The organism is Nostoc sp. UIC 10630, assembly GCF_010747425.1.
Taxonomy (GTDB): domain Bacteria; phylum Cyanobacteriota; class Cyanobacteriia; order Cyanobacteriales; family Nostocaceae; genus Nostoc.
On the sequence record NZ_JAAGOG010000188.1, the window covers coordinates 1 to 15,130 of the forward strand.

Sequence of the window (15,130 nt, forward strand, 5' to 3'; positions counted from 1 at the left end):
CCCCCTGCTCCCCCAATACGGTTCGGTTAAAGGGGAAAGGGGAAAGGGGAAAGGTTTTGAATAAATTTTTACCCTTTACCCTTTACCCCTTACCCCTTACCCTTTACCCAGACCAGAAGGAAAGTGAAAAATGCTTATCCGAACCGTATTGCCTGCTCCCCTGTCCCCCCACTCCCCACTCCTATTGAGTAGGCTGTTTTCCAGGAGCTGATGATGAGTTTTCTGGTTGCTGTAGGGCTGCTTGAATACGGGGTAATTCTAGGAATTTTTTCGTATCAGACAATAGGCGATCGCCCCAGAGATTTTCTTTAAGAAAATTCAAATTAGCATAGCGCTGATCGATGCGGAGTGCAGCTTCTCCCATTGTTAGACCTTGTTGGCGATCGCCTTTCGTATAGAGTGCCACTGCCAAAGCTAATAAAGGTTCTGCGGCTTGCTTATCAAGGGTTACAGCAGATTGCCATCGCTTAATTGCTTCAGAGGTATTACCCTGTTCGTAGTTGATTAAACCAATATTGTTGAGCGCTGGCCAGAATTTTTTATCTTGAGAGACTGCTTTATCGTACTGTGCGATCGCATCTGGCAATTTACCCAGTAGATAGTAAGCATTACCCAAATCAAATAACCCTTCTGGATCGTTGGGTTTTAACTTCAAACCTTCTTGGTAATTAACAACCGCCGCTTGGTAATTTTTCTGCTGAAAATTAGCTGAACCCAAAGCAAACAAAATATCACCATTTTTAGGATTGATAGATTGCGCTTTTTTTAAGCTAGCGATCGCCCCGTCAAACTCTTTGGTTTGTAGTTGCAATCCACCTAAAAGCAACCATACTTTATCATTCTTCGGAGCCAGTTGACTAGCCAGCCGCGCTCGTGGCAAAGCTAATTCAACCTGTTGAAACTGAGCTAGTTGAGCCGCCTCTTGTGCCAAGCTCAATCCCTGCTTCTCTAACTTTGTCCCATCTAGTTGCAGTGTATGGGGTATTAATGCCTGCGCGTTAGCGGCTTTTGGCATACTCCACAAACTACAGACCATTAGAAAAGAAATCAAACGAACATGTTTAGGCACATTACCGCCTTTAAGCCACTAATCAAAGAATCTTTCAGCTAGCTTAAACGATCTCCGCTCTTGACGGCAGCAAAATATTACGTCATTAGTTATTGACATTCCCATCACAAAGGCAATATATTAATAAGTAATTACTCACTTATTTATGGCTCGTGTACCCAAAATCACCAATCAGCAGATATTAGAAGCGGCTCGTCAAGTTTTCCTGCAACAAGGATTTGGTGCTTCAACCTTAGAAATTGCTCAACAGGCAGGTATTTCTGAAGCTTCAATTTTTAAGCGATTCTCAACCAAAGAAGAATTATTTTTTGCGGCGATGGGAATTCCAGAAAAACCCGTGTGGGTGAGCGAGTTGGAATCTCTTAGTGGCAAAGGCAATCTCAAAGAAAACCTAATCAATATTTGCCTCCAGATTACGGAATTTTATCGTGAGGTGCTGCCTCAGATCGTGATGCTGCGATCGCGAGGCAATGCGTTTCCAGAACTTGGAGGTAAAGAACCAAGACCCATACAAGATTTCAAAGCACTGACCGCTTTTCTAGAGTATGAAATCAACCAAAATCGCCTTCGCCCTTGCGATCCCCAGACAGTGACTCATATTTTACTTGGCTCGTTGATGAACTATGTTTTCTTAGAGCAGATTTCGTCTCAAAAAAGTATAAAAACAGACGTTTTTCCCATAAAAAATTACTTAAAGTCTGAAGATCGTGGTACAGAAGTATCAGCATTTATCCAAAATTTTGTGGATATTATCTGGCAAGGAATTGCGCCAATACAGGATTAAATTTAAAAAAATTGGGCGTTGGATATTAATTATTCTCCCTCATCTCCCCATTAAAAACTGATGACTTTGGTCATACATAAGTCTCGGATTACTAATGACTTTCGTCATACATTGGTTTCAGCTTTTTGATCGATAATTATTATGTATGAATTTATACGATGAGGTAAATACCAAACATATTGATACCCAAATAAAGGCAACTATCTAAGTATTGCTGAATCTAAACCTCAACAGAATAGAAATTTAATAGCAATGAGGAGTTAATTTCATGTTGAAACCAAACCGTGTATCGATAGTCCTAGCTGCTGCTGCTCTGATAATTGTTCCCACTCTTTTGACTGCGCCTGCAAGTGCCCAGACGAAAGTCTATGTTGTTGGCGATCGCGATCAAAATTGGGATCGCGACGGTAGATCCTATCCTGGAGAAGTCCGAAACCCTAGAGATCGGGATAATAATTGGAACCGCGATGGGAGATCCTATCGTGGAGAAGTCCGAAACCCTAGAAATCGGGACAATTGGAACCGCGATAGCAGACCCTATCCTGGAGAAATCCGAAATTCTAGAGATCGGGGTAATTGGAACCGCGACAACCAATCCTATAGCAGAGTAGTCAGACTTGGTAATGGTGACATTAGATATCCTAACGGGCAAATTATTCCTGCTAGATCCATAGTTAGACTGCGTAACCAAGGTTACTTCAGACTTCCCAACGGAGATATTCTTCTTCCCAGTCAGGAAATTGTTCCTGCTGGAAGATTAGTGAGAGTGCGTGATGATTATTTCAGACTTCCTAGTGGACTAGTACTGCAAATAAACCTTTAAAACACTAAAAACTCAAAATCATTGTCAGTATAGGGCTACCAGGCTATAGTTTAGCCGTGAATACTGGCTCGGTAGCCGTTCCTTATAGACAAAATGGATATGAAAATTGATACACCAAATACCGTAGATTCATCAGTTTTAGTTCCAGAGGTAAAGAAAAAAAAGGGCAAACGAAATTGGCTCTCTTGGCTAATTGCTTTTTGCCTTTTGGGTGGAATTGGCTATGCAGTTTATTACCAAGTAGCCGTTGTTTCCCAGCAACAAGCCAGGCGTAAGGTACTGACAAGACCTGTACAAAGGCAGAGTTTAACAATCACAGTTTCAGCAAACGGAACAGTGAAACCTGAGCGGTCAATTAACCTCAGTCCGAAAAATTCTGGCATTTTAAAAACACTGCTAGCTAAGGAAGGGGATCTCGTTAAACAAGGACAAATTGTCGCTTACATGGATGATTCCAACCTGCGGGGGCAACTTACTTCTGCTCAAGGGCAATTGGCACAAGCCGAGGCGAATTTGCAAAAAGCGATCGCAGGTAATCGTCCTCAAGATATTGCTCAAGCACAAGGAGTATTAGACGAAGCCCAGGCGAATCTGCAAAAGGTACAAGCAGGCAATCGCTCTCAAGATATTGCCCAAGCACAGGCACGCTTGCAAAGCGCTCAAGCCACTCTTCGGCAAGCAGAAGATGATTTTGTTCGTAATCAACAGCTTTACAATGCAGGCGGTATATCCCTTCAGACTCTTAACCAAAACCGTGCCACTCGTGACAGCGCCCAAGCTAGTGTAAATGAAGCACAGCAAGCACTGGGATTGCAAAAAGCTGGGTCACGTCCAGAAGACATCGAGCAAGCACAAGCTGTAGTGAAGCAGAGACAGCAAGCTTTGGCACTTCTGAAAGCAGGAACGCGCCAAGAAGATATTAATGCAGCCCGCGCCCAGGTAACATCTGCTCGTGGTTCGCTACAAAACATCCAAGCCGAAATCAATGACACGATCATTCGCGCCCCTTTTGATGGGGTGGTGACAAAGAAATTTGCCGATCCCGGCGCTTTTGTGACACCCACAACTGCTAGTAGTGAAGTAGCTTCCTCTTCTTCTTCTTCGATCTTGTCTCTAGCTTCAACCAATGAAGTTGTCGCAAATTTAGCGGAAACAAATATTTCCAAAATCAGCCTTGGTCAAAAAGTCTCGATTACAGCAGATGCCTACCCAGGAAAAACCTTTGAAGGTAAAGTCAGCCAAATCGCAGCCCAAGCAATAGTAGAACAAAACGTTACCAGTTTTGAAGTGAGAATATCACTTTCAGACCCTCAAAGATTACTGCGGTCTGGGATGAATGCGGAAGTAGATTTTCAAGTCGGTCAGGTTGAAAATGTTTTAGTCGTGCCAACCGCGTCAGTTGTGCGACAACAAAATGCCACAGGTGTATATGTGGCTGGAGCAGATAACAAACCTGTCTTTACTCGCATCGAGACTGGTGTCACCGCAAATAACTTTACCGAAGTTAAGTCTGGATTGACAGGAAACGAGAGAGTATTACTCAGTTTTCCACCAGGGTCGCGCCCGCAATCAACACCACGAGGAGGAGTTTTCCCTGGTATTGGAGGAGGCGGTGGAACTGGCGGTGGCGGTGGCGGAAGAGGAGCCGGTGGCGGCGGTGGTCGTTCAGGCGGTGGTTCCCCTTAAAGTGAGTTTTAAATAAAACCTTATGTTTAAGATATTTAAGGGCTTTTACAAAGCTAAGAAGACCCGCACAGTACCGTTGCTGGAAATCTTGACAATGGCGGCAGAGACATTGTGGAGTAACAAATTACGCACAGGTCTAACGATGTTGGGCGTGATTATTGGGATTTCATCAGTCATTGCCATTACTTCTGTTGGTCAGGGAGTGCAAAAGGGCGTAGAGCAACAGATACAAGCATTGGGTACAGATGTGATCCAAATCTTAGCGGGTGCTGCAAGAAGCGGGAATGTCCGTCAAGGAGTCGGTTCTAGCAGCACCTTGACCTGGGAAGATGCAAAAGCGATCGCTACACAAGCACCATCAGCACAGATGGTTTCTGCTTATCTCCAACGGACTGCTCAAGTTGTGTATGCAGGACAGAACACTTCAACAACCATTTATGGCACAGATTTAAATTATCCAGAAGTCAGAAATACTCACCCCCAGCAAGGGAGATATTTTACTCAAGAAGAACTAGATACTGTCGCACAGGTAGCTATTCTTGGCCCTACAGTTCAAAGCACGCTCTTTGGACAGGGTGTAAATCCTATTGGCGAGAAAATTCGCATTCAGGGAGAGGCTTATCAAGTAATTGGGGTGATGGAACCTAAAGGCTCTCAGGGGCCGATGGATCGAGATGACCAGGTTTTCATTCCTCTAACTAGTATGTCGAAGAGACTAGTTGGGAACAATGCTTTAGTAGGCGTTTCTGTAAATGGAATTTTAGTCAAAGGCGCTAATCAGGAGCAGTTAGAAGCTGCTCAGTTTCAAGTTACCAATCTCTTACGTCTGCGTCACAACATTTATCCGCCACAAGCTGATGATTTTCGGCTAACTAATCAAGCTGATATTGTTAGTACTTTTACTAGTGTTGTAGGTTTATTTACAGTAATGGTGGTAGCGATCGCTGGCATTTCGTTAGTGGTTGGTGGAATTGGTATTGCCAACATTATGCTAGTTTCCGTAGTTGAGCGGACGCGAGAGATCGGGATTCGCAAAGCTGTAGGAGCCACCAATTCGGCAATCCTTAATCAATTTTTAGCTGAAGCGATCGTAATTTCCATTGTTGGCGGAGGTATTGGGATGGCCACTGGGATTTTATTAGCCTTCATAGCTTCAAGTATTTTCAAATTTCCCTTTGTCATTTCTTTCTTGTCGATTATTGCTGGATTTGTACTCTCGTTGAGTGTTGGCTTAGTCGCTGGGGTAATTCCAGCACGAAACGCATCTAAATTAGATCCAATTAATGCTTTAAGAAGCGACTAAATAATTCGTAATTCGTAATGGGCTACGCCCCGCGACGCTAACGTAATTCGTAATTACAAACTCCTGTAGAGACACGATTAATCGCGTCTCTACTCTTAACTCCTAACTCCTAACTTTTAAATCTTATGCCAACAATGATTTGGATGGAATCTATTACTAAAACCTATCACTTGGGAGAAGTTAGTGTTCCAATACTCAAGGGAATTCAACTCTCTATTGAGGAAGGGGAATATGTCTCGATTATGGGTGCGTCAGGTTCGGGCAAATCCACGCTCATGAATATTTTGGGATGTCTGGATCGTCCGACAACTGGAGACTATATTTTTGAAGGGAGAAACCTGACGACTTTTGATGATGATGAATTAGCGTATATTCGCAACCAAAGGATAGGTTTTGTTTTCCAACAATTTAACCTATTGGCGAGGGCAACAGCCCTGGAAAACGTTATGTTACCAATGGTTTACGCTAACTTACCCAAGCCAAAACGCCGTGAAAGGGCATTAGAAGCCCTGGAAAAAGTAGGATTACAGGGACGCATAGCTAATCGTCCTAGTCAACTATCTGGAGGTCAACAACAACGGGTAGCGATCGCTCGTGCTTTAGTCAACCGACCTGCATTAGTTTTGGCAGATGAGCCAACAGGAGCTTTAGATACTGAAACTTCTCATGAGGTGATGAATTTGCTGACAGAACTTAATGACCAAGGAATCACAATTGTAATTGTCACTCATGAACCAGATATCGCTGCTCAAACCAAAAGGATTATTCGAGTTCAGGATGGCTTGATTGTTGGCTAATTTGTTAATATCAACCCTTAGAGGAGGAATTTAAACTTTAAATTTCTATAGGTCAATCAGGATAAAAACTTTTGATTGTATCCTCAAAAAACCTAATTAATGACTACATCTAGATTATGAATTTTAGCTTATTATTTGTGCATTCTACCTGGGTTGGTGTTGCGTTTGCGATTCTTTTTCCAGCTTTAGCAAGTGCTGTAACTCCCCCAAAACCGCAGAATAACTCAAGCTCTGTGCAGGTTCCTGATTACCTCAACCCTAATCCCAATCCTCTGCAATTTCCTACTAAACCCCAGGAAGTAAGGATTCAGGGAACTGTGCCAATCACTTTGGCACAAGCTTTGGAACTAGCACGACGCAATAATCGAGATTTACAGGTAGCAATATTACAGCTAGAACGCAGTCGTTCAGCTCTACGCGAATCTCAAGCTGCCTTATTTCCTACTTTGGGAATCAACAGTAATTTGACTAATAGTGGTAATGGTTTTACTAATAATTCATCTCAATCCAGTACCTCTTTTAATGGTTCAGCACAACTAAATTACGACCTCTACACCTCCGGTAATCGACAAGGGGCAATCCAAGCAGCTGAAGAACAACTACGTGTGGATGAATTGAATGTTGAAAGTCAGTCTTTGACAATTAGGTTGAATGCCACGACTCAATACTACGATTTGCAACAAGCAGATGAACAAGTAAGAATTAACCGAGCTGCTGTGGAGAATGCCCAAGCTAGTTTACGGGATACTCAAGCAAGAGAACAGGCGGGAGTGGGTACGCGGTTCGATGTGCTGCAAGCTCAGGTGAATTTAGCAAACGCCCAACAACAACTAACTAATGCTATATCGCAGCAGCAAATTGCTCGTCGTCAGCTTGCCACTACCTTAAGTTTGTCGCAGTCAGTTAATATCAGTACCGCAGATCCTGTACAGTTAGCGGGTCTTTGGCCGCAGACCGTAGAACAGAGTATTGTCCAAGCGTTTCAAAATCGTCCAGAATTACAACAGCAATTAGCACAACGTAATATTAGTGAGCAACAGCGACGGCAAGCACTTTCACAGTTAGGGCCGCAAATTAGTTTGGTAGGCAACTACAACCTGCTAGATCGCTATGATGATGGTGTTGGGATTACTGATGGCTATTCGGTGGGGCTCCAAGGAAATCTCACTTTGTTTGATGGAGGAGCAGCCAGAGCAAGGGCGGCTCAGTCGAGAACAAATATTGCGATCGCAGAGAGTCAATTTGCCAGCCAGCGTGACCAAATTCGCTTTGATGTAGAACAATTCTATTCTCAATTGCAATCTAATTTAAATAATGTGCAGACTTCTAGTGTGGCTTTAAATCAAGCCAGGGAAGCTTTGAATTTAGCAAGGCTGAGGTTTCAAGCTGGTGTGGGTACTCAAACAGAGGTGATCTCTGCTGAAAATGACCTCACAAGAGCAGAAGGTAATCGAGTCACAGCTATTTTGGATTACAATCGCGCTTTAGCTAATTTGCAACGATCGGTTACTTCCAGAGCTTCCCGCTAGGGGACTTCCGAAAAAATATCCCATCGCTTTAAGGGTAGCTTTCAAGGGTAGGTATTTTGTATTTGGTCATTTTTTGGCTATTTCAGCCGATGCTTAAATCCTAAAATGACCAAACCACGTTAAACAATTGAGAATTTTCTCAACTATTTTTGAGATTCTAAAAAACCTACTTTTGAAAGGCAGGGGGCAGAGGGCAGGAGGCAGGGGAGCAGGGGGAGATGAGGATGAAAAGGGGAAATTATTAAAGAAAAGTTTGCTTAGATGCAGCTGAGAAAGACTATGGTACGGTAATTACTGCTACTGGGCAATGGGCTTTACTCAAAATTGCATCTACTCTGTGACCGAAGAAAACACGACCCGTAACCATTCGGATATTACTTCCGAGAATAATTAGGTCAACTTCCTGGGTTTGGGCAAACTTGAGGATTTCCCTTTCTGGGCTGGTTCCTTGAAGAATATAGGTTTTGACATCAGCACCTAGATTGCGGCCAATTGCTGCTTGCTGTTCAAGCAGATCGTGAGCAATTTCCTTCACTGGAGTTAGCGATCGCTGTTCGTATAGAATATACTCAACTTGTGGCAAATTAATCACGTTCACGATCATCACTAATGCTCCCGTTTGAGCAGCGATCGTACTTGCCATCTCTACAGCATTTTTACTATATTCTGTCCCCACAGTTGGCACCAGAATCTTTGTCAGCTTTTGTTGAGCGATTTTGCATATCTCGCCTTTAGCTTGGGGTAGGTGCGACTTGACCACCATCGTTGCACATGGCGCTTCTTGTACTACCCGATCTACAAGCAAATTGAACAATGTTTTCTGGGGGCGTATCTGTTCAGAAGCTCCTAATACGATCAAGTCATAGTTTTTGTTCGCTTCATTCAAAATTACCTCCGCTTTACTACGCCCAGACTCCATTTTTGTTTGCAGAGTCGTATCATCAGGTAGCTGCATTTCCTCAGCAACAGAAGCCAGAGCTTCCTCTGCGGCGGTATCTTTAACCTGGGTCGCTGCCCGGCGGCCTTTCTTTTGGGGCTGCTTGTCACTCAGGGCATATAGAGATGTCACTTCTATCGAGTTTTGGTGAGCCATGTAGCCCACTAATTGCGCTGCGAGTTGGATGTTGGTACCACCACTAGTAGGTATTAAAATACGGTGGATTTGCTTGATAAAGCTGCGGCTATCCTGCTCTTCTTGTTCCAACCGTTGAGCTTCCTCCTCACTCATAACCACTTTTGATAAAGTCCAGCGCAGAAGGGGTGGAGCCATTAGGGAAGTGACGATCGCCACCATAACAATAATTGAGTACATCTGGGGATTCAGGACTCCCAAAGATAAACCAATCGTGGCAACGACAATTTCCATTGCCCCGCGAGCATTCATCCCGGAACCCATCGCCAAACCTTCCCAATGACTCAAGCCACCGACGCGAGAACCAAGGTAGGCACCTGTAAATTTGCCAACACAGGCAACAGCGAGAACAATCAAGCCAAATAACAACGTCTGGGGGACTAACAGAGCTAGCAAATTAACTTTCAAGCCAGCTGAAGCAAAGAAAATTGGTGCTAGAAAGCTTGCTGTGAAGACTTCTAGCATGTGTCCAGCTTCATTGCTAAAGCGACGGGATTGACCCGCCAGAATCCCCAGCACGAAAGCACCTAATGCTGCTTCTAGACCTAATGCATGGGTAAGTGCTGCTGCGGCGAGCGAAAGAATCAGCACAACCGACATACTAGCGGCGATTCCACCAACATAGTCATCAACCCAGCGCAAAATCTGATCTACGATGGTACGCCCAATTGTAAAGGCGATCGCTAGAAATAATATAGCCGCACTCACGGAATGGAAAATTGTCCCAAGGTCAAACTTGCCGCTACTAGCTAGACCTGAAACCACAGAAAGTAAAATCCAGCCGATGGTGTCGTCAGTCATCCCAGCCGCTAAGGTTACTTGACCAATGTCACGGCGAATCAGGTTTAAGTCCATCAGCACCTTGGCAATCACTGGTACTGCCGAAATACTCATTGCTGTGGCGATAAATAAACTGAATACTAGTCGCTTTTCTGGGTCGGCTAAAAAACTATCTGGCAATAGCCAACCTAATCCAAAGCCGGTGATAAACGGGACAATAATTCCGCCCAGTGAAATCAGCAGAGCCGTTTTACCCTTACGAAGAATTAGCTTGAGATCCGTCTCCAACCCAGTTACAATCAGCAAAAATAACACACCTAACCAAGAAATCACCGAAAGTAAATTAGATTGTTCTTGACTTTTGGGAAAGATGTGAGCTTGCAAGTCTGGAAGGAGCAAACCAAAAAGAGAGGGGCCAAGCAGCACACCCGCCAATAATTCCCCAACAACAGGCGGGAGGTTAATTCGGCGCATTAACTCACCTAATCCCCGCGCTACGAGCAGCAATAGTGACAGCTGCACCAGCACCAACAGCAACTCATGATGACCGAGAGGTTTAATTAAACCGTCACCTGCTACTTTCTGTGCAGCGAGTACAGGCACTAACATTAGGGACAGGTTTTGCATAATGTCCAAAGGTTGGATTACAAATTTTAAACGGGCTGTTCAAGTAAATCCTGAAATGTTTATTTACACATCGGTCTAGAAGCTTAAAGTGTCATGATAATGACTTACGCACAACAGATCCCCCAACCCGCGACAATTATTAATTGAGGCACAGATGAGTTATAACCACAAGCTTAAAATCTTACCTTTGATAGTAATTTTCCTGTTAATACTTGAATGCTTGCTGGTTGACAAAGCTTCCATAGCATTAGCCGCTTCTTCATCCACCACGGTTTACGAACAGCGTATTATCCATAGTCCAGATGGTATTGGCAAATACTATATGGGGCGAGAAATTGCCAAAGTTATGGGATATACAGGCGCTGGCTGGCTAGAACGACAAAGCCGAGAGGTGGAGGAACAGCCAAGTAAAATCGTGAGCCTCCTTAATCTTAAATCTAACGATGTAGTGGCTGATATTGGTGCTGGTACAGGTTACTTGAGCTTTCGCATTGCGCCCTTATTAACAGAGGGGAAGGTGTTGGCTGTAGATGTTCAACCAGAAATGTTAGAAATAATTGAGTTGTTCAAAAAAGAGAAAAATATCATCAATGTTGAGCCTGTTTTAGCAACCCTTAATAACCCAAACTTACCATCTGAAAGTATCGATTTGGCATTGATGGTAGATGCTTATCATGAACTTGAGTATCCTCAAGAAGTGATGCAAGGAATTGTGAAAGCACTAAAACCAGGTGGTCGAGTAGTTTTGGTTGAGTACCGAGGTGAAAATGCCTTTATTATGATTAAAGGTCTGCACAAAATGACTCAAAAGCAAGTCCGCAAAGAAATGCAAGCCGTTGATCTGGTTTGGCGTGAAACTAAAAACTTGTTACCTCAACAGCATTTAATGGTATTTGAGAAACCCAACACTAATTCGTAATGGGCTACGCCCCGCTACGCTAACGTAATTCGTAATTAAGGTTTCAAGGGATAATAAAGTAAGACTCCTAGCCAGAGCAGAAAATCATGGTTAACTTATCACTCAAGCAACGAATTCCTCCTTTAGAAAATGGCGATCACCTCACTCGCTACGAATTTGAACGACGCTATCAGGCAATGTCCCGTCACCAAAAGGCAGAATTAATTGAAGGAGTTGTATACTTGGCATCACCATTACGCTTTGAAAGTCATGTTGAACCACATGGTCATCTAATCGGCTGGTTGTGGACTTACCAAATTGCCACTCCTGGGGTGAAATTGGGAATTGAGCCAACAGTCCGCTTGGATCGAGACAATGAACCCCAACCAGATGGAGTGTTATTAATCACACCAGCAGCTAAAGGACAATCTCGTTTGAGCGATGATGACTACATAGAAGGTGCGCCAGAACTCGTAATAGAGATAGCTGCTAGCAGTGTTGCTATTGACTTACATGACAAGAAAAAAGTCTATAGACGTAATGGGGTAAAAGAATATATTGTTTGGCAAATATTTGAAAATAAATTAGATTGGTTTAGCCTGCAACAAGGAGAATATGCGTCATTAGAAGTGGATGCAGATGGAATTATTAAAAGCCAAATATTTCCTGGTTTATGGTTGTCAATATCAAATTTACTTGCTGGCAATATGCAGCAAGTATGGTCTGTGTTGCAGTTGGGATTAAATTCGCCAGAACATCAGATATTTGTGCAGCAATTATCTGATAATTAATTCGTAATTCGTAATTACCTGATAGAAGACAGGTAGTTAATCTACACGATTAATTACTAATTTTCGGTTACAGAACTTTGTTGATCTCAGTCTGTTTTTTGGGTAATGAGACTGGCGCTTTTAGTTACACTATCCCAAACTATCCAGTTAAAAGAATTATCTAAATCATCCGGGCTGTTTGAAACTTTAAAATATAGCTTCTCTTCACGTTTTCTTTCAATGGCAAAGTCAGCATTTTGAGCATAAGCGACTATAAAACCTTTGTCTCGCAAACAATACATCGCCCAGGCTTTCAATGATTGCTTATATGGTTCGTGTGGAATTGGCGGTTTTGTAATAGTATCTTCGATTACTTTAAAAATTTGCGTGAGATTTGCAGCCATAGTAGATACTTTTGTTTTTACCCCTAAGTTAACTAGCTTCTGGATCGCAACGAATTTCAATCATAAAGCCATCTGGATCGTAAAAATACACACCTCTACCAGTAGGACGAGTGACTGGGCCATGAGCGATCGCTATTTTATTTTCTCTGATCACTGTCACTGCACGATCGAATAACTGTGGATCGATGTCAAAAGCCAAATGGTAGGCTCTGGTGAATGTCTTCTCTGGATTGGGATCTGGTGGTGATAATTCTGGTTCCCCAAATAAATCCAGTATCGTCCCATCCGGGGTAATAAAGTTCGCTACTTTCCCTGATGCGACAAGTTCCGTCAGAGTTGCGGGTACTTCGTCGCCTGTAAGTTCGTGTAAACCCAAGATTGTTCCATAAAAATAGCGGGAAGCTTGCATATCCTGGACATTGAGGGCAATGTGATGCACTTTACGCAAATTTCCTGGCGCAAGGACACTGTTAACAGATTGGGTGCTAGATAGCATAGTAGAAGAAAATCTCCTTACTAGGATAGAAGCTGAACTTTTTATTTAAAGTTTATTATTCCTAATAAAAATCTATCATGCCATTTGATTATTCTTTAGACTTTAAAAATATCGATTTTCGCCAACATCCTGAACTATATCGCGTTGGCAAGGGTGAACAGGGCGTACTTTTGGTAGAACCATACAAATCAGAAATTCTTCCCTACTGGCGGTTCAAAAATCCTGAGATTGCTAGAGAATCAAGTGAAAAAATCTACGAAATGTTTCTTGCTTATCTAAAACAAGATGATTTTATCGGCGCAGATATGGCACGAAAGTTTATCCAAATGGGTTATACTCGCTCTCGCCGTTATGCTAATCATAAAACCGGCAGAAAATATAAACAAAATTCGGAAACTTCAGGTTCGAAAAAAGAGATTCTTCCTTACGAAGAAGACCCTGTTAAAGCCGAGTCAGCAGCAATTTTTAAAGCCAAGTGGATACAAGCAAAGACAAATGAGAAATATCAAGAGCTTTTAGCCAAGCATAAACAGATGTATGAAAGCACCTCACCTTTGTAAATCAATATACCTGGCCATTAGAAATCGCGGTTCATCTTGCATCATAAACGAAGTCTGCCTGTGTGTTATTGCTTTTTCTCTAACCTTGAGAACGCTCACGAAGCTGAATAGGGAAGGCGAACTTGACTTGGAGAATCGAGCGTGTCTTTAGACCTGATAGTGTCAATCTGATTACTACCTTGTTTTATGAGCAGCTATACAAACCTCAACAAAGCCTTGCCGCAGGGTAGTCTCAGGAGAATGGAGGGTTTGCAACCCACACAGGAGGGTAAAACCTAGTGTAGCTACGGTTTCTAACTGCCATTTTAAATGCTAAAATACTTAATGTAAGTTAATATGTTACATAAGTTTTACTAGATGTATCTACATACTGTAAGCTTGGGATTCTGGAAAAACAGTGCTTAATTCGACTGTCAACATTATTGAGCAAAAGTTGTAATAATATTTAACATGTGTCTAGGTTGTGTAATTTAGATTAACTATTGCAGAGAAATTCTCTCAGAGTTAGTAAAATGACAAATACAACGACGCAACTATTTTATGGATTAGTTACTCTAGAACTGTAGACTATGTTTTCAGTCCTGAGTTATTTCCGTATTTTGCCTCTGAGGCATACCAATCAAGACCACACCAAATCCTTCATTAAGAGCTCCCACAAATCATAATGCCTGTGATTGAGAAGAAAAGAACTCGCGATCTGCCCCAAATTAACGAACGAATTCGCTTCCCGAAAATTCGGGTCATTGATACTGACGGTGCCCAATTGGGAATTATGCCCCCACAGGAAGCACTACAACTAGCAGAAGAGAAAGAGTTAGATTTGGTGCTTATAAGTGACAAAGCTGACCCGCCAGTTTGTCGGATTATGGACTACGGGAAATATAAGTTTGAGCAGGAGAAAAAGGCGCGGGAAGCCCGGAAAAAGCAGCACACGGCTGATGTCAAAGAAGTTAAGATGCGTTACAAAATAGAAGAACACGACTACAACGTGCGTGTTAAGCAAGCAGAGCGCTTTTTGAAAGATGGCGATAAAGTCAAAGCGACTGTGATGTTCCGGGGTCGAGAAATTCAACACAGCGACCTAGCAGAAGATTTACTCAAGCGAATGGCAACGGATTTGGAGCCTTTTGGTGAGCTTCAACAAGCGCCTAAAAAAGAAGGGCGAAACATGATGATGCTTATCTCGCCCAAGAAATAATCCTCTAACTGTTTAATAGACCAAGTTTGAAAACCCCTGGTTAGAAGTCAGGGGTTTTTTCGTTTGGATACAAGATATGTCCAAAGCTTTGAGGTCGTTTAAATTTATCTCAAATCGATAGTCTTGAAGGCTGAGTGGGAAACATAATACTCAGTTGCTCAGGACTTTTGCTATTTCCAGGGGATGAGGGAATGGGAATGGGGAATGGGGAATGGGGAATTGGGCATTGAACATGAAAAAGAGACAAGGACTTATTCAATAATTCCCCCTTGTC

General features: G+C 42.8%; 14 protein-coding genes. 10 read left to right on the top strand and 4 right to left on the bottom strand.

The genetic code is table 11. The annotated features are described in order from the left end of the window. Positions 1-181: 181 nt before the first annotated feature. Positions 182-1,069 (bottom strand): tetratricopeptide repeat protein, encoded by an 888-nt coding sequence (locus G1O98_RS30260; RefSeq protein WP_163936046.1) that lies wholly within the window; start codon positions 1,067-1,069, stop codon positions 182-184. 145 nt (positions 1,070-1,214) lie between these two features. Here G1O98_RS30260 and G1O98_RS30265 point away from each other — a divergent pair, with 145 nt between their 5' ends. The 6 genes from G1O98_RS30265 (at position 1,215) to G1O98_RS30290 (ending at position 7,991) form a co-directional block, all read left to right on the top strand. Next, positions 1,215-1,853, top strand: a complete 639-nt coding sequence (locus G1O98_RS30265; protein WP_163936050.1) for a TetR/AcrR family transcriptional regulator — start codon at positions 1,215-1,217, stop codon at positions 1,851-1,853. A 268-nt stretch (positions 1,854-2,121) separates the two neighbouring features. Continuing rightward, entirely contained in the window at positions 2,122-2,676 is a 555-nt protein-coding gene (locus G1O98_RS30270; protein WP_163936053.1) for a hypothetical protein, read from the top strand. Positions 2,677-2,775: 99 nt separating this feature from the next. Continuing rightward, positions 2,776-4,362, top strand: coding sequence for an efflux RND transporter periplasmic adaptor subunit (locus G1O98_RS30275; protein WP_163936056.1), 1,587 nt, complete (start codon positions 2,776-2,778; stop codon positions 4,360-4,362). 31 nt (positions 4,363-4,393) lie between these two features. Then, positions 4,394-5,665: an ABC transporter permease gene (locus tag G1O98_RS30280; RefSeq protein ID WP_163936084.1), complete on the top strand. Its 1,272-nt coding sequence runs from the start codon at positions 4,394-4,396 to the stop codon at positions 5,663-5,665. Positions 5,666-5,790: 125 nt separating this feature from the next. Beyond that, complete coding sequence (locus G1O98_RS30285; protein ID WP_163936059.1) at positions 5,791-6,462, top strand: ABC transporter ATP-binding protein; 672 nt, start codon at positions 5,791-5,793, stop codon at positions 6,460-6,462. A 116-nt stretch (positions 6,463-6,578) separates the two neighbouring features. Next, positions 6,579-7,991, top strand: coding sequence for a TolC family protein (locus G1O98_RS30290; RefSeq protein WP_163936062.1), 1,413 nt, complete (start codon positions 6,579-6,581; stop codon positions 7,989-7,991). A gap of 277 nt (positions 7,992-8,268) precedes the next feature. Here G1O98_RS30290 and G1O98_RS30295 read toward each other — a convergent pair whose 3' ends face one another. Further along, a complete protein-coding gene (locus G1O98_RS30295; RefSeq protein ID WP_163936065.1) occupies positions 8,269-10,530 on the bottom strand; it encodes a cation:proton antiporter in 2,262 nt (753 codons plus the stop codon). A gap of 154 nt (positions 10,531-10,684) precedes the next feature. Between G1O98_RS30295 and G1O98_RS30300 the strand changes: the two genes are divergently transcribed. Together G1O98_RS30300 and G1O98_RS30305 are read left to right on the top strand one after the other, a co-directional pair. Beyond that, the gene (locus G1O98_RS30300; RefSeq protein WP_163936068.1) at positions 10,685-11,449 is read left to right on the top strand and encodes a class I SAM-dependent methyltransferase; all 765 of its coding nucleotides are present in this window, start codon (positions 10,685-10,687) and stop codon (positions 11,447-11,449) included. Between the two features lie 86 nt (positions 11,450-11,535). Further along, the gene (locus G1O98_RS30305) at positions 11,536-12,219 is read left to right on the top strand and encodes a Uma2 family endonuclease (protein ID WP_163936071.1); all 684 of its coding nucleotides are present in this window, start codon (positions 11,536-11,538) and stop codon (positions 12,217-12,219) included. A gap of 86 nt (positions 12,220-12,305) precedes the next feature. Here G1O98_RS30305 and G1O98_RS30310 read toward each other — a convergent pair whose 3' ends face one another. Next, entirely contained in the window at positions 12,306-12,602 is a 297-nt protein-coding gene (locus tag G1O98_RS30310; RefSeq protein ID WP_163936074.1) for a hypothetical protein, read from the bottom strand. Between the two features lie 28 nt (positions 12,603-12,630). After that, positions 12,631-13,098, bottom strand: a complete 468-nt coding sequence (locus G1O98_RS30315; RefSeq protein ID WP_163936077.1) for a VOC family protein — start codon at positions 13,096-13,098, stop codon at positions 12,631-12,633. Positions 13,099-13,175: 77 nt separating this feature from the next. Here G1O98_RS30315 and G1O98_RS30320 point away from each other — a divergent pair, with 77 nt between their 5' ends. Then, positions 13,176-13,658 (top strand): DUF4385 domain-containing protein, encoded by a 483-nt coding sequence (locus tag G1O98_RS30320; protein WP_163936080.1) that lies wholly within the window; start codon positions 13,176-13,178, stop codon positions 13,656-13,658. A 664-nt stretch (positions 13,659-14,322) separates the two neighbouring features. Then, positions 14,323-14,856: a translation initiation factor IF-3 gene (gene infC / locus G1O98_RS30325; RefSeq protein WP_012412604.1), complete on the top strand. Its 534-nt coding sequence runs from the start codon at positions 14,323-14,325 to the stop codon at positions 14,854-14,856. Positions 14,857-15,130: the final 274 nt, after the last annotated feature.